General features: G+C 64.9%; 18 protein-coding genes. 3 read left to right on the top strand and 15 right to left on the bottom strand.

Annotated features, from left to right (window positions below):
* Nucleotides 1-303: 303 nt before the first annotated feature.
* Nucleotides 304-1,158 carry an SDR family NAD(P)-dependent oxidoreductase gene (locus tag VMI09_07495; protein ID HTQ24525.1) on the top strand — a complete coding sequence of 285 codons (855 nt, stop codon included), beginning with the start codon at nt 304-306 and terminating at the stop codon, nt 1,156-1,158.
* A gap of 55 nt (nt 1,159-1,213) precedes the next feature.
* On the opposite strand, the gene acs is transcribed toward VMI09_07495, so the two are convergent.
* The 7 genes from acs to VMI09_07460 all read right to left on the bottom strand — a co-directional run bounded on the left by acs (nt 1,214) and on the right by VMI09_07460 (nt 8,256).
* Complete coding sequence (gene acs, locus VMI09_07490) at nt 1,214-3,166, bottom strand: acetate--CoA ligase (GenBank protein ID HTQ24524.1); 1,953 nt, start codon at nt 3,164-3,166, stop codon at nt 1,214-1,216.
* A 6-nt stretch (nt 3,167-3,172) separates the two neighbouring features.
* Nucleotides 3,173-4,630 carry a DUF3536 domain-containing protein gene (locus VMI09_07485; GenBank protein HTQ24523.1) on the bottom strand — a complete coding sequence of 486 codons (1,458 nt, stop codon included), beginning with the start codon at nt 4,628-4,630 and terminating at the stop codon, nt 3,173-3,175.
* Nucleotides 4,631-4,686: 56 nt separating this feature from the next.
* Nucleotides 4,687-5,109, bottom strand: a complete 423-nt coding sequence (locus VMI09_07480) for a MaoC/PaaZ C-terminal domain-containing protein (protein HTQ24522.1) — start codon at nt 5,107-5,109, stop codon at nt 4,687-4,689.
* A 63-nt stretch (nt 5,110-5,172) separates the two neighbouring features.
* Nucleotides 5,173-5,631, bottom strand: coding sequence for a MaoC family dehydratase N-terminal domain-containing protein (locus VMI09_07475; GenBank protein HTQ24521.1), 459 nt, complete (start codon nt 5,629-5,631; stop codon nt 5,173-5,175).
* A gap of 58 nt (nt 5,632-5,689) precedes the next feature.
* Entirely contained in the window at nt 5,690-6,817 is a 1,128-nt protein-coding gene (locus VMI09_07470) for an acyl-CoA dehydrogenase family protein (protein HTQ24520.1), read from the bottom strand.
* Nucleotides 6,818-6,915: 98 nt separating this feature from the next.
* Nucleotides 6,916-7,710, bottom strand: coding sequence for a glucose 1-dehydrogenase (locus VMI09_07465; GenBank protein HTQ24519.1), 795 nt, complete (start codon nt 7,708-7,710; stop codon nt 6,916-6,918).
* 69 nt (nt 7,711-7,779) lie between these two features.
* The gene (locus tag VMI09_07460; GenBank protein ID HTQ24518.1) at nt 7,780-8,256 is read right to left on the bottom strand and encodes a tetratricopeptide repeat protein; all 477 of its coding nucleotides are present in this window, start codon (nt 8,254-8,256) and stop codon (nt 7,780-7,782) included.
* Nucleotides 8,257-8,440: 184 nt separating this feature from the next.
* On the opposite strand from VMI09_07460, the gene VMI09_07455 reads away from it, so the two are divergent.
* Nucleotides 8,441-9,166, top strand: coding sequence for a carbonic anhydrase (locus VMI09_07455; protein HTQ24517.1), 726 nt, complete (start codon nt 8,441-8,443; stop codon nt 9,164-9,166).
* A 234-nt stretch (nt 9,167-9,400) separates the two neighbouring features.
* Here VMI09_07455 and VMI09_07450 read toward each other — a convergent pair whose 3' ends face one another.
* The 8 genes from VMI09_07450 to VMI09_07415 form a co-directional block, all read right to left on the bottom strand.
* The gene (locus VMI09_07450) at nt 9,401-9,649 is read right to left on the bottom strand and encodes a hypothetical protein (GenBank protein HTQ24516.1); all 249 of its coding nucleotides are present in this window, start codon (nt 9,647-9,649) and stop codon (nt 9,401-9,403) included.
* A gap of 61 nt (nt 9,650-9,710) precedes the next feature.
* Complete coding sequence (locus VMI09_07445; GenBank protein HTQ24515.1) at nt 9,711-10,916, bottom strand: aminoglycoside phosphotransferase family protein; 1,206 nt, start codon at nt 10,914-10,916, stop codon at nt 9,711-9,713.
* 123 nt (nt 10,917-11,039) lie between these two features.
* Nucleotides 11,040-11,960: a P-loop NTPase gene (locus VMI09_07440; protein HTQ24514.1), complete on the bottom strand. Its 921-nt coding sequence runs from the start codon at nt 11,958-11,960 to the stop codon at nt 11,040-11,042.
* Between the two features lie 323 nt (nt 11,961-12,283).
* Nucleotides 12,284-12,736, bottom strand: a complete 453-nt coding sequence (locus tag VMI09_07435; protein HTQ24513.1) for a TraR/DksA family transcriptional regulator — start codon at nt 12,734-12,736, stop codon at nt 12,284-12,286.
* Between the two features lie 14 nt (nt 12,737-12,750).
* Complete coding sequence (gene rimO / locus VMI09_07430) at nt 12,751-14,097, bottom strand: 30S ribosomal protein S12 methylthiotransferase RimO (GenBank protein HTQ24512.1); 1,347 nt, start codon at nt 14,095-14,097, stop codon at nt 12,751-12,753.
* Between the two features lie 81 nt (nt 14,098-14,178).
* A complete protein-coding gene (locus VMI09_07425; GenBank protein ID HTQ24511.1) occupies nt 14,179-14,808 on the bottom strand; it encodes an outer-membrane lipoprotein carrier protein LolA in 630 nt (209 codons plus the stop codon).
* Nucleotides 14,809-14,989: 181 nt separating this feature from the next.
* A complete protein-coding gene (locus tag VMI09_07420; GenBank protein ID HTQ24510.1) occupies nt 14,990-17,212 on the bottom strand; it encodes a DNA translocase FtsK 4TM domain-containing protein in 2,223 nt (740 codons plus the stop codon).
* Nucleotides 17,213-17,277: 65 nt separating this feature from the next.
* A complete protein-coding gene (locus VMI09_07415; GenBank protein ID HTQ24509.1) occupies nt 17,278-18,933 on the bottom strand; it encodes a ribonuclease J in 1,656 nt (551 codons plus the stop codon).
* Nucleotides 18,934-19,214: 281 nt separating this feature from the next.
* Here VMI09_07415 and VMI09_07410 point away from each other — a divergent pair, with 281 nt between their 5' ends.
* Nucleotides 19,215-19,646, top strand: coding sequence for a single-stranded DNA-binding protein (locus VMI09_07410; protein ID HTQ24508.1), 432 nt, complete (start codon nt 19,215-19,217; stop codon nt 19,644-19,646).
* Nucleotides 19,647-19,730 lie beyond the last annotated feature (84 nt).

Below are 19,730 nucleotides of genomic sequence, written 5' to 3'. Positions count from 1 at the left end.
GTCGGCTCGCGGCTTTGCTCCACGCTTCCTCCAGACCCCATCTCACGATGACGCCTTTGCCCTTCGCTAGTGCTCGACGCGGCCTGCTCGCACAGAGGACTTCCACCTCTTAAGTCACGCGCCATGCTGGGCGCACAATAGCTACGGGGCGCGTGCGGTCTCCGCATGCGCCCCGATTTTTTTGTCCGCACATCCCGCCCTCGCCAAAACGCCGCATCGCGACGCTTTGGCCTCCCGCCGATGCTTTTAGGCCCCTGCCATGCGACAGTGACTAGCGCCCCTCACGCGCGCAGGAGGTGGTCCGTGCAAAGCGTAGTAGTCACCGGGGTCTCGACCGGCATCGGATGGGGCATCGCCAAGGTAATGACGGCGAAAGGCTTCCGCGTCTTCGGCAGCGTGCGCAAGCAGGCGGACGCCGAGCGGCTGAAGGCGGAACTGGGAGACCGCTTAACGCCGCTCATCTTCGACGTCACCGACGAGGCCGCGGGCGCGCGCGCCGCGGCGGAGGTGGGGGCAGCGCTTGGCAACGAGCGGCTGCGGGGGCTCGTGAACAACGCGGGCATCGCGGTGGCGGGACCGCTGTTGGAAGCCTCGGCTGACGATTTCCGCCGCCAGCTCGAGGTCAACCTGATCGCGCCGCTGACGGTCACCAGGCTTTTCGCTCCGCTGCTCGGCACCGACCGCGCCCGCGCCGGAGCGCCGGGACGTATCGTAAACATCTCCTCGGTGGGCGGCCGCTTCGCCGCTCCCTTCGTCGGTCTCTACGCCGCCTCGAAGCACGGGCTCGAAGGATTGTCGGAGAGCCTGCGGCGGGAGCTGATGCTGTTCGGGATCGACGTGATCATCGTGGCGCCCGGATCGGTCGCCACGCCAATCTGGGACAAGGCCGAGCAGATCGATCTCACGCCTTATCGCAACAGCCCCTATTTCGAGATTATCAAGCACTTCCGCGACTACATGATCGCGGAGGGCCGCAAGGGATGGTCGTCCGAGCGCCTGGGCGAGGTCGTATGCGAGGCGCTGACCGCGGCGCGGCCCAAGACGCGCTACTCGCCGGTCGCCGGAAGATTCCAGAACTGGACGCTGCCGACTACGCTGCCGGCGCGCCTGGTCGATCGAATCATCGCCAAGACCTTCGGGCTGCGCCCTTCGACATGAAGCTTCGGGCTGCGCCCCTCCGCGTGACGGCCCCGCGCAGCCGCGGCGGGGCGCGTCACTCGTCGTCTTCGCGCAGGCGCGCCAGCACCGAAAGGTCTTCGAGCGTCGAGGTGTCGCCGAGTTTCTCGTCGCCCGCGGCGATCTGGCGCAGCAGCCGGCGCATGATCTTGCCGCTGCGCGTCTTGGGCAGCGCGTCGGTGAAGCGCAGGTCGTCGGGCCGCGCGAGCGCGCCTATCTCCTTGACCACGTGCTGGCGCAGTTCGTCGCGCAGTTTGGGATCGCCATGCCTTGCGCCCTCGAGCGTCACGAACGCGACCACCGCCTGACCTTTCATCTCGTCGGGCCTTCCCACCACCGCCGCTTCGGCGACCATCGGATGTGAGACCAGCGCGCTCTCGATCTCCATCGTGCCCAGCCGATGGCCAGAGACGTTAATCACGTCGTCGACGCGGCCCATGATCCAGAAATAGCCGTCCTCGTCGCGGCGCGCGCCGTCACCGGTGAAGTATGCGCCCTCGATTTGGCTGAAGTATTGCTGCCGGTAGCGTTCGGGATCGCGGAAGATCGTGCGCAGCATACCCGGCCACGGCCGTCGGATTATCAGCAGCCCGCCCTGATTGGGCGCGACGGGCTTGCCCTCGCGCGTGACGACCTCGGCGGCAACTCCCGGAATCGGCAGCGTCGCCGATCCGGGCTTGGCCGCAATCGCGCCGGGCATCGGGGCGATCATCATGCCCCCGGTTTCGGTCTGCCACCAGGTATCGACGATCGGACAGCGCTCCCGGCCGATGACCTTGTGATACCAGATCCAGGCTTCGGGATTGATCGGTTCGCCGACCGTGCCGAGCAGCCTCAGGCTCGAAAGGTCGTGCTTTTTGACCCACGAATCGCCCCATTTGATGAAAGTGCGGATCGCGGTCGGCGCGGTGTAGAGAATATTGACGCGGTACTTTTCGATTATCCGCCAGAAACGATCGTTCTCGGGAAAATTCGGCGCGCCCTCGTACATCACCACCGTCGCGCCCGCAGCGAGCGGACCGTACACGGTGTAGCTATGGCCGGTAACCCAGCCGATATCGGCGGTGCACCAGTAGATGTCCTCATCCTTCAGGTCGAACACCCACTTCATCGTCATCAGCGTGTGCACCAGGTAGCCGCCCGTCGTGTGCACGACGCCCTTGGGCTTGCCGGTGGTGCCCGAGGTGTAGAGCGTGTAGAGGGGATGCTCGGAGTCGAGCTCGGCCGGCGCGCACACCGAGCTTTGCGCCGCGACCAGCTCGTCCCACCACACGTCGCGCCCCCTGTGCATCTCGACCCGCGCGCCGGTGCGCCGCAGGACCGCGCAATGCTTCACCGAGGGGCATCGCTTGAGCGCCTCGTCCACGTTGGGCTTGAGCGGAACCTGCTGACCCCGGCGCCATCCGGCGTCCGCCGTGATGCACACCTTGGCCTCGGCGTCATTGATCCGGTCGATCAGCGCCTCCGACGAGAATCCGCCGAAGATCACCGAATGGATCGCGCCGATTCGCGCGCACGCGAGCATCGCGATCACCGCCTCGGGCACCAGCGGCAGGTAGATGGCGACCCGATCGCCGTCCTTCACGCCGAGGCTCCTGAGCGCGTTGGCCGCCCGCGCGACCTCGCTCGCCAGCATCTGGTAGGTCAGCACCCGCGTGTCGCCCGGCTCGCCCTCCCAGATGAGTGCCGCTTTGTTGCGCCGCGCGGTCGCAAGATGGCGGTCGAGGCAATTGTACGAGGCGTTGAGTTTACCGTTGAGGAACCACTTGGCGAAGGGGAACTTCCATTCCAGCACCTGGTCGAAGGGCTTGAACCAGCTAAGCTCCCTGGCGCATTCGCCCCAGAACGCCTCGGGATTCTCCTCGGCGCGCCGGCAGAGCGCCTTATACTCGTCCATGCTCTTGACGCGCGCCGCGCGGCTGAACTCAGGCGGCGGGGGAAACGTGCGGCCTTCACGGAGAATCGATTCGATGTCGTGGGTGTCCGCCATGGCAAATCATATCCTCCCGCGTGCTTCGCGAGTCTTGAGGCTCAAATAGAGCGTGGCGGCGTCGCCGATCTCGCGGCGGTTGGATCGGATTTGACGCAGCTGCTCGAGCAGCTCGGCCTCTACGCTGAGTGAAAACTCGGCGGCAACTTCCAGCGCGCGCGCGGCCCATCGCAGCACCACGCGTCCCTCGGGACCGCCAAAGTCATCGAAGAACCACGCGCAACTGGTGAGCGCCGACTGCGCCGCCCGCTCCATCTCGAACAGCCGCATCAGGCTCTCGCGGTTGGCTTCGGATTTTACGCGATGATGGACGAAAAATTCCTCGAGCAGCGCCGGATTGGCGTCGCTCGCAAGCCGGATCGACTCCCTGAGCGCGGCCGTGGCGTCGTCCACCAGGGGCGGCGCAAAGCGATCGTAAACCGCGGACGCATGGTTGTTCACGAAATCCATCGCCTCGCGCAGTGGTCTGCGCCATTCCTGGCTGGTCGCCGGGTCCGCCCGGCATCCGCACGCCGCCCGCCATCGCTCGACCCCGCGCGGACAGCTCCATGAACTTGGCGCGTCAATCTCGAAGCTGCCGACACCCTGCGGGAAGAGCGACAGGTACTCGGCGCAATTGGTCAGCCGCACGTCGTCGCGCAGCTCGAGCGCGTTGATCGCGCGGGCGAGTTCGGCGTCGCCATGGCGCTTGTGATGGCCAAACGTTTCGCCGTCGGTCGCGAGCATCACCACCGCGCCCGGCGCGGTCTCAGCCGCCGCAGCGGCGATCGATTCGGCGAGCCGTCCGCCGTCCGCGAGACCGCCGTCAAACGAAACCGAACGCGAAAGATCACGGTCGAAGCGAAAGACCGCGAGGCTCAGGGACCCCTCGCGCCAGATGAACGGACCTGCGCCGCGGGCCCCCGCACCCTCGCCGCTAAACCTGCCTTGCTCGGGCGCAAGGATGACGAACTTCATCCCGGCCGCGGCAATGTCGCGGAGCGTCTCGTGGTCGGCGGCGCATTCGGGCAGCCAAATCCCTTCGGGCCGGCGTTTGAAGCGCGCGACGAAATCCTCGATTCCCCAGGCAATCTGCAGCGTGCGGTCGCGCGGCCGCAACAGCGGCAGGATCGAATGGTTGTACGATTGTGCGATCGCGTTGCCGTGTGCACCGCGCTCCGTGATGCTCATCTGGTCGCCCAGACGAAGCGCGCGGTAGGCGTGCGAGCCATGGCGCGCGAGCCAGCTCATCAGCGTCGGGCCGAAATCGAAACTGATCCCGGCGTAGTTGTTGCGGATATGGACGACGCGCCCTTCCATGATGTGCGCGCGCCCGTTGGCGATATAGCACTCGCTCAGGATTTTCTCGTTCCAGTTCGGAAACGGCGCCGCGCCCGTTTCGGGACTGATAAGCCCGGTCCACGGGCTCTCGCGCGGCGGCTGGTAAAAGTGGCCGTGAATGATGACGTAACGCGGTTCGGACATCGCACTCCAAGTTTAGGTTCGGCGCGCCCCGCGCGCCACAGCGTGCCGCGCGACGGTTAGGCCGCGGCGACGCGGAACGCGCCCTTGACGGTGGCCTCACCCTTCTGGTTGACCACTTCCATTTCGCCCTCGACAAGTTTTTCACCCTCGGCTTCATTTTTCGCGGTCACCATACCGCGGCAGGTAAGCGTATCGCCCGGCCATACCTGGCGCGCGAAGCGGACCTTGAAATGGCGGACCTGGCCGGGGCCGGCAAAGTCCGTCAGGCATCGCGAAAGGCATCCCGCCGTCCACATCCCCTGCGCGAACACGGTCGGAATCCCGGCCGCCTCGACGAAAGTCTGATCGTAATGCAGCGGCACAAAGTCGCCCGAGGCGCCGGCGTAGCGGACGAAATCGGGGCGCGAGACGTTGTCGATCGTGATGGTCGGGATGGGGTCGCCGACTTTTACGGTTTCGAATTTCAGTTTCGATGCCATGGCTGTGTCATCCTCGATTTGACTTCATCCCGCGCGCACTTCGGATCGCCGCCTGCGGCCGGCTCATCCGCCGACCGCCTGTCCGGTCTCGACGAGGACGAAACGCGCGCGGGCGACTTTCTCGTTGCGCTGGTTGGTGTAGGTGGTTTCGACCGCAAGAAAAGTCATCTTGCCGCCACGGCCGCCTTCCTTTTCATAGATATCGGCCACGCGCGCGACGCCGGTCAGGGTGTCGCCCACCAGGATCGGCTTGAAGAACTCGAATTCCTGTTCGCCGTGCAGGATGCGCCGCATGTCAAACATGTCGAGCGGCGGCATCGATTCGGCGGTCTGCCAAAACGCGCTGGTCTGAAGAAAGGTGACGGGGATGGGAACGCCGCCGCACTCCTTCTTCGCCGACTCCGGGTCGAAATAGATCGGATTGGGATCGCGGATCGCACGCGCGAACTCGCGCACCTTGCCCCATTCGATCGGCATCGAGAACGGCTTGCCGGTCTTGCCAATTATGCTCTTGTCCACCATCGCCGAAACGCTCCTCGATGCGGCCCGCGCAAGCGTGCGCCGCCGCGTCGCTATCGATCTACAGTCCGATAAGTCGCGCCACGATTTCGCGGTTGAAATTGGCGTCGCCAAAGGTGAATTCCGAGGATTTGGCGCGCTTGAAATAAAGATGCATGTCGTGCTCCCAGGTGAACCCGATTCCGCCGTGGACCTGGATGCCGTCGGCGGCGGTGCGGCAGCAGGCGTCGGACGCGGCGGCCTTGGCGACGGCCGCGGCGGTCTGCGCATCGGGCGCGCCGTTGCTGACCGCCCACGCGGCGTAATACACCGCCGACTTCGCTCCTTCGACGTCCACCATCATGTTCGCGCACTTGTGCTGGACGGCCTGAAAGCTGCCGATCGGGCGGCCGAATTGCTCGCGCACCTTGGTGTACTCGACCGCGGTCTCGAGCACCTTTTGCGCACTGCCCATCATCTCGGCCGCGAGCGCCACCTTGGCGCGATCGATCGCCGAAGCCAGCACGGGCCATCCGCCATTAATCTCGCCCACGACCTCGGCCGCGGCGGCCCTGACGCCGCGGAACGCGACCGCGCCAAGCTTGCGCGTCTGATCCATCGTTTTGAGCGGCGTCACCGCAATACCGGCGCGCTTCGCGTCAATCGCGAAAAGGGTAACGCCGCCGCGCTTGCCGCCGCTGCGCGCCGCGACCAGGAAGAAATCTGCGAGATGCGCGTCGTTGACGAAGAGTTTGTCGCCGTCGAGCGTGAAGCCGGCGCCGCTCTTGCGCGCGGCGAGCGCGATCCCGCCCTCTTCCCAGCTTCCATTGGCCTCCAGATGGGCGGTCGTGGCGATCAGTTCGCCGCGCGCAATCGCGGGCAGGAAGCGGCGCTTCTGTTCCTCGGAGCCCCCACGGCTTATCGCTTCGGCAAACATCAGCGTCCAGATGAAGGGTGACGGCAGCAGCGCTCGGCCCATTTCCTCTGCCACAACCACGAGGTCCACGTAGTTAAGCCCCGCGCCGCCGTGCGCTTCGGGCAGCACCAGGCCGAGCCATCCCAGCTCGGCCATCTTGCGCCACAGTTCGGGCGAAAAGCCGCGCTCGTCCTCCATCATCTGCCGCACGTGGGCGGAGGGACATTCGCGTTCTAGCAGCGCCCGCGCACTCTGGCGCAGCATCTCCTGCTCGTCGCTGAATCCGAAATCCAAGCTGGTTCTTCCTCTCCGGGGCGGTGCCGCCTTACCGCGCGATTCGGGATACCACGGCGCGCCGCGAGGCGACAAGCGCCGCCGCGGCGCACCCGCCGCTACTCGGAAAGAACCTGCAGCGCGTCGCCGTAGCGCAGATTGCCGCCGTCCGCGATCAGCAGCGCTCCGGTGATGAAGCTTGACGCGTCGGAAGCGAGGAAGATGCACGGATAGGCGATTTCCTCACAGGTGCCGAAGCGCTGCAGCGCGCGCGACATCAGCATCGCCGCCTTGACCTTCTCGTTGGGCCAGATGCGTTCGGCGGCGCCTTCGGTAGTGACCGGCCCGGGCGCGATGCAATTGACGCGGATGCCGAGATGTCCCCATTCGGCGGCCTGCGATTCCGTGAGCTTGATCACGCCGGCCTTGGACGCCGCATAGGGCAGCATCGTGGCCGAGCCGTGCACGCCGGCGGTCGAGGACAAGTTGATGATCGCGCCGGGGCCCTTTTGCTCGATGAACTGGCGGGCGGCGGCCTTGGAGCAGAAGAACACGCCGTCGAGGTTGATCGAAACTACCGCGCGCCAGCCGTTGGGCGAGAGCTTGAGGCTCGGCGCGGCGATGCTCGCGCCGTGGTTGTTGATCATCACGTCGAGGCGGCCGAAATGCCTGACCGCCTCGGCCACCAGCGCGTCGCACGACTCCGCGTTGCGCACGTCGCACACCGCCATCTCGCACTGGCCGCCGGCCTTGCGGATCGCGTCGCGCACGGGCTCGAGATGGCCGGCGTTGCGGCTGGCGACAAGCACCGGAGCGCCGCGGAGCGCGAACTCGCGCGCGATCACGGCGCCGATTCCGGTGCCGCCGCCAGTTACGATTGTGACCTTGCCTTCGACGCTGAATGGGTCTTTCAACGGAGTCTCCCTCCTCGCACGCGAGCCTCACGAGTTTCGATCGCCCGGGCCGCCTCGGTCCCGACGGCACTACCTTGCGGCCAGCCGCGACAGCGCCTGTTGCGCCTGCTCGGCGACTGCCGGGCCGGCGTCATGGTCCGACGGGGCGGCGTTTATCGCGCGCCGGTAGTAATCCATCGCCTGGTCGCGATTACCCAGCGCCTCGTAAGCGCGCGCCACGTTGAGCTGGGCCTGCGCGCTGGTCGGACATGCGGTGACGGCGTCCTGATAGTAGCCGAGCGCCTTGCTGAAGTCGCCTGCCGCGAAGCGGTCGCCGCCGCGCTTCGTCGCCGCCTGCGTCACACCCTTGTCGCACGAGCCCGGCGCGGGCGCGGTGGTTGGATAGGGCGGCTGCTGAGCGGCCTTGAGCTCGGCGATCTGCTGCTTTAGCTGATCCAGCTCGGCCTTTTGCTGATCGAGTTGCTGCTGGTTCTGCTTGATCGCGTCGGACATGCATCCGACCGCGCCAAGCGCGATCGCTACGCCCGTCGAAACAAGAATCCCCAAGCGCCGCATATCTACTTAGTTGCCGAGCGCTACGCCGCTGTCAATGCGCGGGGCCCGAGCGCTTCATTTCGTCAACGATGATGCTAAACTGCCGACGCCCTTGGCTCGAAGGATCGGTTTTTTATGCGCCCGGAAGAACCCGTCTTCATGCGCGCGCACGAGCGCAAAAAGAAAGGGAATCGCGATGCCTACGATCAGCAGGACGGTCACAATCGCCACTACGCGCCTTGGGCTTGCGGTCATCGCGGCCGCGCTCTCGATCTTCGCAACGGCGCATCTCTCCGCGGTCTTCGCCGCGGCTGAAAAGGCGGCCCCAACGATGACTCCCGACCAGGCTCTTGCCCGGCTGATAGAAGGCAACCAGCGCTTCCAGCACGACGCAAGCGGCCATCCGCACCTTCACGCCAAGCGGCGCTCCGAACTCGTCGGCGGCCAGGCGCCGTTCGCCGCCATCCTGTCATGTTCGGACTCGCGCGTGCCGCCGGAGCTAATCTTCGACCAGGGGCTGGGCGACCTGTTCGTCGTGCGCGTGGCCGGCAACACGGTTACGCGCGCCGGCCTCGAAAGTATCGACTATGCGGTAAGCCATCTAGGCACCGATCTCATCATGGTGCTCGGCCACGAGAGTTGCGGAGCGGTCAAGGGCGCGCTCAGCGAGTGCGTAGGCAAGCCTGCGGCGGGATTGCCGGAGATCTTCGCCAACATCTGCCCCGCGGTCGATCAAGCGCGTAAGAAGGGCGGCGACAAGCTCGATTCAATCGCGATCGACCTGAACGTGGCCGAGCAGGTCAAAAAGCTCGAGCGCGCGCCGGAGTTCAAGCAGCGCGTCGCCGACGGCAGCCTGAAGATCGTCGGCGCCCGCTACAACCTGGAAAGCGGCAAGGTCGAGTTGGTCGGCTCCGGCGAGTGAACCGAACCCCTCTAGTCTGGTATGGTGTCCTGGAAATAAGTTTAATCCCCAAGATCTCGAGGCTGTCATTCCGAGCGCAGCGAGGAATCCCGGCTTCCACGAAAAAACGAATAAAGACCAGGGATTCCGCGGTCGCTGACTCCCTCGGAATTACACCCTTGACGTTTTCCGGATATGCAAGTTATTTGCGGGACATCACACTAACGTTGCCGCGGCGAAGGGAATCAGACCGAATCAAATTTGCCGCGGGATGTAAGTCACCAGCGTAGGATCACGTTTGAATGCGACCCTGACCTCGAGCTGATCTTTCGAAACGATCGGCGTCAAGCGGAAGGTCAGCGTCACCGCGACCGAGTCGGCTCTCTCCTTGCGTTCGCCGACCGCCTCGGCCGCCGTCAGCAGGATATTCTCCATCAGCTGCCTGCCCCAATTGTCGAGCGAGATTTCCTGCGAGATTTCCTCTACCAGCTCGGTGTCCATCATGTTTCCCTGTTCGCGCCCGCCCCATGTCGTGCTCTTTAGTGCCGATCCGCAGTTTTGCCGGTCAGACGAAGCTGTCGAGACTTTCGAGGTCGGACATGGCGGCGGTCATCCGTTTGATCATTTCGAGCGACATCTCTTCCGGCTGCATGTCGGGTGTCGTGCGCGTATGAACCAGCGTCGGCGTCCACATCATCAGGGCAAGAACAATCTGCTGGCGGTAGAAGTCCCAGGCCTCCTCGAAGGTGACGCGAAGACCGCATCCCTCCCGCATCCGCTCGAGATAGCGCGCGAGCAGATCGCGCTCCCATGCGCGCCGATCCGCGATTGCGATCGTCGTGGACAGAGCATAGGAAACGTCGCGCGACCAGTGCCCTTTGCCGAGGCATTGCCAATCGCATAACCCCATCCGGCCTTCTCCCGTGACGTACCAGTTTCCGAGATGCACGTCGGAATGAATCAACGTGCGCGGCGCTTTCGCGTGGAGCTCCAGCGCTCTCGTCGCCAAAGGCCAAATCTCGGCGCGACGGCGGCTTAGGTCCGGGGGGATGACGGCTTCAGCCTTGATCATCGCCTGTTCGTGACAGTCGGCGAGCCCTACCCTTTCGCCCGCGTGAAAGAAGTCCTCGTAGGTCAGAAGCCATTTCAGGTCGGAGCCGAAGCGCGCGCTGTCGTAGTAGCGGCCGTGCACGGTGGCAAGCGTATCCATGATCTGCTCCGCCTGCTGGCGGGAGATCGGCGTGTGCCACTTGCAGAACTGGGCCGCCTTGTTCGCAATCAGATCGTCGAACAGATGCACCGAACGTCCTGAGCTGCGGTCCCACGCCGAGTGATAGCATCGCGGCGCCTCGATATTCAGCTCGGGACGGATTTGGCGGTAGAAGCGACCCTCGCCGGCTGCAGACAGGCCGGTCGCAAGCCTGGTCAAGACGGTTGGAGTCGTCTTGCAGAACAGATTCTCGGGCAAGCGCGCAGCCTTTCCAGCGTCGTTGTATTCCGCCTTAAGCCGCCTGCGGACGCTCGAGCCCTGGTCGCCTCCGCATACTTCGACCGAGACCACGCGTGCGCCTTCGACGCCGCCGCATAGCACGGCCGTGAGCCACTCCGGCGATATTGCCTCCGCGCACCAGGGGACGTCGTCAATAGCTTTTGCGATCGGGCGAGTGATGTGGTCCCAAATCGTATGGACGGCCAACCTGCCCCTGGCCCTGAAGCGGACGCCCGCCGGCTTCGACATCCCGGTCATGTGGGTGTGTTCCGGATCAGACATTCCATCGCACTAACATGAACGCGCTTCGCTGCAAAAGCTCCAAAGCTCGGATGTCATGGGTTCAAAATCGCGGGGATTGGCGAAAACAGCGCTTTGAAAAAATCGGACAGGGCGGCAGCGCACTCAGGCGGGGTCTTCGGTCGCAAGCGGCTGCGGCTCTGCCTTCGCCGCCGCGCGGCGCGCGATTGCCTGCTCCAGGTTGGTGGCCATCGTCGCAAATTGTTTGGTCAGCGGCGCGTCGGGATGCTCGCGCAGGAACAACACGCCGCGCTCGGCGCAATCCGCAAGCCGCGGATCGAACGGCAGCCGTCCGAGGATCGGCGTGCCAACCGCCTGCGCCAACCCGGCGGAGTTGCCTTGCGGAAAAAGCGGACGCACGGTGTGGCAACTGTCGCAGTTGAAGCCGAGCATGTTCTCGACCAGCCCGAGCACCGGGATTTTGTCCCGCAGCAGCGTCTTGAGCGCGTCGTGGGTCGCGCGCAGGCAGGCCTCGGACGGACGCGTAACCATCAGCACGCCGCTAAGCTCGACCACCTCGGCCAAAGAGTGCAGCGGCGCCAGACCCGAGGCGAGATCGATGAGCATCAGGTCGAGCGGCCCGAAGCGCGCTTCGATTAGGCGGCGCAACGCGCCGCGGCTGTCGATCTCGAGGGAGCCGGCGCCGTTTTGCACTGCAGCCGGCGCCGGTCCTTCCTCGCCCTCGACAAAGCTGAAGGCCACGGGTTCCCCGTCGGCGAGTTGGCTCGAAGCGACGACCCGGATACCCAGCGGACCCGCAGCGGGATCGATCGCTTCGCCGGGGGCGAAGCGCCGAAGCGGCTTCAGGCCAAGCATCGCGAGCAGATTCGGCGAGTTGAGGTCGGCGTCAATAAGGGCGACCTTGCGCCCGGCCATCGCCAGGGCGGCGGCGATGTTGACCGAGACTCCGCTCTTGCCAACACCTCCTCTCGCGCTGGCCACAGCCACGACGGCACGCACTTCGGCCGGCTTCAGGATTGGCGCCGCACCGTTCTCCAGGCCAGTGCCGAGAGACGCGGAGGCCAAGTGCGTCTCGCAGAAAATTCTTGTCGTTAATGACACCATTCCGAATTGATAACCAGTCAGACGCGCCCCACGCGTCACCCGGCAAGCACATTCCCCCGACCGCGCGACCGTAGCCCAGCTCCCGCAAGAAAGCCGCCGCTCTGCCCCCTCAGATAAATAGAATGCCCGCCGGCGGTGATCCGGTAAAGACGCCCGCCAGCATCCTGTTCACCGATGCGCGTCTTGGCCCACGTCGGCTGCAACAGGCGGGCTTACTCGCGCCAACGGGTGTGCGCGAAACCTGATAATTTTGCGTCTCCGAGAGTCCTCCACGCGACCGCAGGCTACGGAGTCTCTTCGTCGGCGTCGGTCGAGCCCAGCTTGCGATAGGTGTTGCGCTCGTCGTCGAAGCGGCGCTGCGACTTGGCCTCTTTTTCCTGTTCCTGCTGACAGTCGCGGCAAAGGCGCGTGAACGGCAGCGCCAGCAGACGCTCCTCGGCGATCTCGAGTCCGCACGACTCGCAGACACCGTAGGTGCTATCGTCGAGCCGCCCGAGCGCGTCATCGATCTGCTTGATTTTCACCCGTTCGCGGTCGGAAAGGATGAAATTTATTTCGCGGTCGCGCTCCTCGGAGGCGAGGTCGTAAGTATCCATGCCCTCGTCCTTGTTGCCTTCGCGCTCGGCGCGCAAGTCGGAATCGAGTTCGCTAAGCAGCTTGGCCTTCATCTCGCTAAGCTGCTCGCGCATCTTGGCCAGAAACTTCTTTCTGCTCGTGGCTGCTGCTTTTTTCGGCATTTTTCGCCGCCCCTTTATCGTTGCGCCGGCGCGCCTGTGATTCGTCCGTGAAGGTCGTAGGTGGTCGCGCGTTCGATCCGCGCGCGGACGATCTCGCCCGGCTCGGCTTCGCCGCTGAGCAGGACCATACCGTCGATTTCAGGCGCCTGGGCCGCGGTCCGCGCGCGCAACCGCACCGCGCTCCCCGGGGCCGTCCCTTCGACCATGACTTCAATTTCGTTACCGACCAGACTGCGGTTTTTCGCCAGAGAAATCTCCGCCGCCGCCTCCATCAGCTCTGCCCGCCGGCGCCGTTTGACCCGTTCGGGAACCTGGTCGGCAAACTCGTAGGCGGCGGTATTTTCCTCGCGCGAGTACGTGAAAACTCCAACCCGATCGAAACGCTGCTCGCGCACGAAATCCACGAGGTTCGCAAATGCCGCCTCGGTCTCACCCGGAAAACCAACGATGAACGAAGTGCGGAGCGCGACCCCGGAAACGGTCTCGCGCACCCGCTCCAGAAGCGCCCGCAACGCATCGGCGGAACGTTCCCGCTTCATCGCCCGCAGTATCGCGCCGTCCGCATGCTGCAGCGGCATGTCTATATACTTAACCACCTTGTCAATGTCCGCGATGGCCGTGAGCAGCTCATCGGTGACGAAATTCGGATAGCAGTAAAGCAGTCGAATCCATCGGATACCGTCGATCGGCGCGAGGCGGCGCAGCAACTGCGCGAGCGACGCGCGCGGATTAAGGTCGCGGCCGTATGCGGTCAGATCCTGCGCGATCAGGTTGATCTCGCGCACTCCGCTATCCGCAAGCCGCTTCGCCTCTTCCACCAGGTCGTCCAGCGGACGACTCTCATGCCGGCCGCGGATCTTCGGGATGATGCAGAAGGCGCATCGATGATCGCAGCCCTCGGAAACCTTCAGATAGGCGCTGAAGGGCTCGCCGGTGCTGACGCGCGGCGCAGCGGCCGAGGGCAGCAGATGAGCCGCGCCGGCATAGGGAATCGGCCGCAGCTCAGGGCGCTCGCCCCGGCGCAGCAGTTCGGGTAGATCGAGGAAATTACCAGTGCCGACGAAGATATCGACCTCGGGAAACTGCTCGCGAAGCTCGTTCCCGTAGCGCTGCGAGAGGCATCCGGCAACCACCAGCCGCTTGCCCGACCCATTCTTCTTGACCTCGGCGGCGGCGAGGATCGCGTCGATCGATTCCTTCTTGGCCGGTTCGATAAAAGCGCAGGTGTTGACCAGCAGCACCTGCGCCTGCTCGGGATCCATCGTGACGTCGAACCCGGCACGCACCAGCGCGCCCAGCATCAGCTCGCTATCGGCTGTGTTTTTGGGACATCCCAGGCTGATCAGGTGAACGCTTTCCATAACTGGATAAAAAACAGGGTCTATATGCTTACTCTCCCCCTTGCGCGCGCGCAATCGGGGATGCCGAATGGCATCGGGATTTCAGTTCTTTTGGGGACGAACGACGTCAGCGCCTTCGGGCACAGTGAAAACGAACAATGAGTCATCCAAAGCCAAGTTTGTCCGAATATCGCTAAACTTAAGTTCGGTAACGCCACCTACCTGATTGGTCAGCCTCAATTTAACTATATTGTAACTTTTCGGGTCGAGCCCGAGTTCCATCCTGTCGCCGCCGCTTTTGGGAACGAGGACCAAGTGAACCAGGCCGTCGCTGGATGAAGCCGGCGGCATCGACACTTTGAAATCACGCCGGATATTGCCGAGCCCGAGCAAAAAAGCGGTGGCGCTGCTCTTGAGCGCCTTGTTCACCGGCAATTCAACGACCTGGTTGAGGTCCTTTTCGTAGTCATAGATTGTCGCGCCGTCGCTCACGACGGTGCCTTCGGACGGCGCGGCAAACGCCCATCGCATCAGCCCGACTTTCCTGAAATAGACCGTCCCCTTGCGCGTCCGCTTCATCCCGCCCGGGCTGCTCAGCGTCTCGTCAAAATCGGCCTGCAGCGAGCGCGAACAATCGTAACGCTGCTGCAGGCGCGTGAGCGCGGTGTCGAGGCTCGGTGACGAGTCGACGGAAGCGCTCGCCGCAATGGTCGTGCAGCGGGCCTCGGCCATCGTCACGGGGCCGAGCAACGCAACGATCAGGCTCGCAGCCGCCGCAAATATCGCACGGCGCACCCCCCCGCACGAGTTTTCAACCATCGCCATCGTAAGCATCCGGATCAAAGTTTATAGGACAAAGCCCCGCCGCCGAAATTTGTTCGGAGCCAGTAGAATTCCTGCGAAAAGGGGACTCTTAATTCACGTTGCGCGAGCGGACTTCGCGCGGGCGCATCCCGTCGCCCGGCGTCACGAGCCCCTCGCGTTCCATCTGCTCGACCATTCGCGCCGCCCGATTGTAGCCGATCCGCAGGCGCCGCTGGATCATCGAAACCGAGGCCTGGTTGGTCTCGAGCACGATTCGCACCGCCTCGTCGTAGAGGTCGTCGGCTTCGAAGCCGCCGCCTTCGAGACCGTCCTCCGAAGCCACCTTGGTCTCGAGGATTTCCATCTGGTAGTCCGGGGCGCCCTGCGCACGGAGAAAATCGACGACCCGTCGAATCTCGGTCTCGGACACGAACGGACCGTGCAGCCTGCGGAGCTTTGCGCTGCCCGGCGGCATGAAGAGCATGTCGCCCGCGCCGAGCAGGCGCTCGGCGCCGATCGAGTCGAGGATGGTGCGCGAGTCGACGCGCGAGGTCACCTGCAGCGAAATTCGCGCGGGCAGGTTGGCCTTGATTAGGCCCGTCAGGACGTCGACCGATGGGCGCTGGGTGGCGAGGATCAGATGGATACCGGAGGCGCGCGCCTTTTGCGCAAGGCGGGTGATATCGCGTTCGACGGTCTTGCCCTCGCTCAGCAGCAGGTCGGCCAGCTCGTCGATGACGATGACGATCTTGGGGAGGCGGCGATGCTTGATCGGCTCGCCGTCCTCGCTGCTGCGCGCGCGGCCTGCACCTTCCTCGACCTGGTTTACCGGTTTCAGCTCGACCACTTTGCCGGCCGCGCCGAGCGCGCGGTTGTAGCCGTCGATATTGCGCACGCCCATCTCGCGCATCATCCGGTAGCGCGTCTCCATCTCCTGCGTCGCCCACAACAGCGCCGCCGCCGCCTTTTCCGGATCGACCACGACCGGGACCAGCAGGTGCGGGATGTTCTCGTAAACCGACAGTTCGAGCATCTTGGGATCGATCAGGATGAAGCGCACGTCGTCGGCGGTCGCGTTAAAGAGGATCGACGCGATCATCGTGTGGATCGACACCGACTTGCCGGTGCCGGTCGCGCCCGCGATCAGCAGATGAGGCATCGTCGCAAGGTCGGCCGCCATCGGCCGCCCCGAGATGTCCTTGCCGAGCGCGATCGTGAGCTGGCTGCGCGCCGCAGCGAACTCCTCGGCCTCCATGATCTCGCGCAAGTAAACCTTCTCGCGCTTGCGGTTGGGCACTTCGATTCCGACCACGGCTTCGCCCGGCACCGGCGCCTGGATTCGCACCGTAGCCGCCCGCAACGCCATCGACAGATCGTCGGCCAGGTTTACGATCTGGCTGACCTTGATTCCGGAGCCCGGCTCGAACTTGTACATCGTGACCACCGGGCCCGGCTGGACCTCGACCACGCGCCCCTCGACGCCGAAATCGGCGAGCTTCTGCTCCAGCACGCGGGCGCTGCGCTCGAGCGCACTCTCATCGACCTGCGCATGCTCGGCGGGCGGCATATCGAGCAACGAGAGCGCCGGCAATTCGTAACCGCCCTTGCGACCGGCCCGCATCGGCCTGGCATCGCGCCCGCGAAGCTCGACGGTCTCCAGGCGGCGGACCTTGAGCGGACGAGCGTCGGCGCTCGGTGGCCCGCCTGCCTGCGCGCGATCCGCTTCGCCTTTGGTGGAACCGATCGGAAAATCGGCGTCGCCGGAGGACCAATCGCCGTCGCCGTCATCGAGCGCGAGGTTTCGCGGCTCGCGCCGCCGCACGCGCACACTGGACGCGAGACCCGCCATAAGTTCGGTCGGCGAGCGCCGCAGCATCATCACCAGCGCCGCAATCACGGCGAGCATCACGCAGATATAACCGCCGCCCAGGTTGAGATAACTGCCGAGCGCGGACGCGAGCGCGCCACCGATCGCGCCGCCCGCTTCTCCCGCGGCCGATTGCGCGCCCCCGCCGGCGAACAGTCCCGCGCCGGCGCCGAGCGCGACCAGCAAAACCGCGCCGCCGAGACTCTCGCGCATCAGGGTGCGCGCGGATGCACCGCTCCAAACGCGAATTGCAAGCACGGCCACGAGCAAGGCCAGCACATAGGCCTGAAGGCCAAGCGCGCCGCTCGCCGCTGCGGCGGCTGCGCCGCCCAGGATCCCGCACAAATTGGGGTTCCGGCCGGCCGCAGCCGAGACCAGGCTCAGCACGCCGAAGACGGCCAGCGCCAGCAGCGCGAGCGCCGCGAGTTCGCGCGCGACGCGGCTTTGAGGGGACGGCGCGGGCACAGCCTCGACCGCCGCGGCGGCTGGTTCGAGTTCGATCGGAGCTTTGGGCTGACGCGCGATGGCGCTCAGACCTCCATGATATGCGGTACGATCAGCGGGCGTTTGCCGAGCGCGTGGCTAAAGTAGTTGCGCAGGGTGTGCACGATCTCCGTGCGAAGCATCGCACCCTCGACGGTGAACGGCCCCTCGACGCGGTTCAGCCGTTCGGCCAGTTGCGAGCGCGCGCGCCGCATATGCGCCGAGGTTCCGTCGCCAATCAAGAGCCCGCGCGATACAATCTCCGGACCCGCCACGATCTCGCCGGTCTTAGACGATACCGCTACCACCGCGAACACGGTGCCGTCGCGTCCGAGCGTGCGCCGTTCGCTGAGGAGCGCCGGGTCGCCGAATTCACCGTCCTCGATCAGGACGCGTCCGGCCTCAACCGCGCGCGCACGAGCGGCCGTCGGGCCTGCGGCGAGCGTCAGCGGTTCGCCGTCCTCGAGTAGGAAGCAGTTGGCCTCGGGGATGCCGGCGGCGGCCGCGAGCGCGACGTGGCGGCGCAGATGACGATACTCGCCGTGAATCGGCATAAAGAATTTCGGCTTGGTCAGCGCGATCAACTCCGACAATTCGTCCTGACTGGCATGGCCGGAGACATGCACCGGCGCGACCGATTCGTAGAAGACCTCGGCTCCGCGCTTGTACAGCCGGTTGACCAGCGTGTTGATCGTGCGCTCGTTGCCGGGAATGAAACGCGAAGAGAGCACCACGGTGTCGCCCGGCTCGACCCGCACGCGCGGATGGGCGTCGGCGGCGATCCGCACCAGCGCGGAGAGCGGCTCGCCCTGGCTGCCGCTTGCGAGAAAAGTCAACTTGCGCGCTTCCAGGAATTCCGCCTCGGCCGGGTCGATATACGTTCCGGGCCCGAACGGCAATTGGCCCAGTTCCAGGCCGAGCCGCACGCTTTCGGCCATTCTGCGCCCCAGCGGAACCACGCGCCGCCCCATCTCGCGCGAGACCTCGGTCAACTGGCGGATACGATGCAGATGGGACGAAAAGACCGAAAGAAAGAACTTGCCGCGGCTACGCGAGGCGAGATCGCGCAGCACCGGCTTTATCGAGCTTTCAGCGCCCGAGCGCCCGGTGCGCTCGACGTTGGTCGAATCTGACATCAGGAGCGCCACACCCTCGACACCCAGTTCGGCAAACCGTTCGCGGTCGAATAGTTCGCCGTCGATCGGCGCCGGATCGATCTTGAAATCGCCGCTGTGCACGATGAGGCCGGCCGGAGTCGCAATCGCGAGCGCCACCGAATCGGGCGTGGAATGGGTGACGCGAATCGGCTCGACGCCGAACGGGCCGAGCTCGAAGCGGCGGCGCGGCGCGATGGTATTCATGCGCGCGCCGACAAGACCGTCCTGATCGAGGCGGCGGCGGGCGAAGGCCAGCGTTACTTCGGTCCCGTAAACGCGCATCTTGAAGCGGCGCAGCAGATGGGGCAGCGCGCCGACGTGGTCCTCGTGCGCGTGAGTCAGAACGACGCCGAGAATTTCGAGATGGCTCTGTTCGAGGTAGGCGAGATCCGGCGCCAGCACGCCGAGTCCGAGCGCTCGCTCTTCCGGGAACATCACCCCGGCGTCGATTATGATTGCTCGCCCGGCGCACTCGATCACCGTCAGGTTAAGCCCGATTTCGCCGAGCCCGCCCAGCGGCACGATTCTGACGGACGAGGATGTCAATCCGTGGGATGTCATACCTGAGCCCCACCTCAACCCAGCAACCGCCGTCGATTATATAAAGCCACCGTCCGTGGCGAAAGCGGCTTCGGGAGCAGCCGCGACGCAAAGCGGAAGCCCTGCTGGGCTTTGCCGATCGTATCAACAGCCGGTGGATTGGCCGCGGCCCGGGCGGTTGCACACGATGCGCTCGGGGGTTAGCTTTCGAGCATAGAAATGGCGGCATTCCGTCAAAGGACGCGCGGCTTCGGGCTCAATCGCTCGAGTGCCTCGCCTGGACCACGATGTCAGTAAACAAAGTCATTCTGCTCGGCAATCTCGGCCGCGACCCCGAGGTGCGATATCTGCCCTCGGGTCAGCCGGTGGCCAATTTTTCGGTGGCGACCAGCGAACGCTTCAAAGGCCGCGACGGCACCAACAAGGAATCAACCGAGTGGCACAACGTCGTCGTTTACGGCAAGCAGGCCGAGTTGTGCAGCCAGTATCTCAAGAAGGGACGACAGGTTTACATCGAGGGGCGGTTGACCACGCGTCAGTGGGAAGCCAAGGACGGCAGCGGCAAGCGCAATCGGACCGAGGTCGTCGCGCAGCGCGTGCAGTTCCTCGGCGGCCGCGGCGAGGGCGCGGGACCGCGCAGCGGCGCGATGGATGAGCCGGAGGATTTCACGACGGAGATGCCGCCGGCCGGTCCCGACGACGACGACATCCCTTTTTGAGTGGTTTGAAAGCTGCTCGGCATCTTGCAGGTGAAAGTCCTGTCACAGGAAGAGGCTAGTTGCCTGTGTAGCTATGGCGTACGG

The organism is Candidatus Binataceae bacterium (genome assembly GCA_035500095.1).
Lineage (GTDB): Bacteria > Desulfobacterota > Binatia > Binatales > Binataceae > JAKAVN01.
Note: the sequence above shows the minus strand (reverse complement) of the source record. Positions and strands in the feature narration are given on the sequence as shown.

Excerpts from the sequence above, each read along its gene's own strand:
- VMI09_07480 (HTQ24522.1), bottom strand. The coding sequence starts at position 5,109 with ATGGCATCGAAACTGAAATTCGAAACCGTAAAAGTCGGCGACCCCATC.
- acs (HTQ24524.1), bottom strand. The coding sequence starts at position 3,166 with ATGGCGGACACCCACGACATCGAATCGATTCTCCGTGAAGGCCGCACG.
- VMI09_07425 (HTQ24511.1), bottom strand. The coding sequence starts at position 14,808 with ATGGCCGAGGCCCGCTGCACGACCATTGCGGCGAGCGCTTCCGTCGAC.
- VMI09_07410 (HTQ24508.1), top strand. The coding sequence starts at position 19,215 with ATGTCAGTAAACAAAGTCATTCTGCTCGGCAATCTCGGCCGCGACCCC.
- rimO (HTQ24512.1), bottom strand. The coding sequence starts at position 14,097 with ATGGAAAGCGTTCACCTGATCAGCCTGGGATGTCCCAAAAACACAGCC.
- VMI09_07475 (HTQ24521.1), bottom strand. The coding sequence starts at position 5,631 with ATGGTGGACAAGAGCATAATTGGCAAGACCGGCAAGCCGTTCTCGATG.
- VMI09_07455 (HTQ24517.1), top strand. The coding sequence starts at position 8,441 with ATGCCTACGATCAGCAGGACGGTCACAATCGCCACTACGCGCCTTGGG.
- VMI09_07450 (HTQ24516.1), bottom strand. The coding sequence starts at position 9,649 with ATGATGGACACCGAGCTGGTAGAGGAAATCTCGCAGGAAATCTCGCTC.
- VMI09_07445 (HTQ24515.1), bottom strand. The coding sequence starts at position 10,916 with ATGTCTGATCCGGAACACACCCACATGACCGGGATGTCGAAGCCGGCG.
- VMI09_07485 (HTQ24523.1), bottom strand. The coding sequence starts at position 4,630 with ATGTCCGAACCGCGTTACGTCATCATTCACGGCCACTTTTACCAGCCG.
- VMI09_07435 (HTQ24513.1), bottom strand. The coding sequence starts at position 12,736 with ATGCCGAAAAAAGCAGCAGCCACGAGCAGAAAGAAGTTTCTGGCCAAG.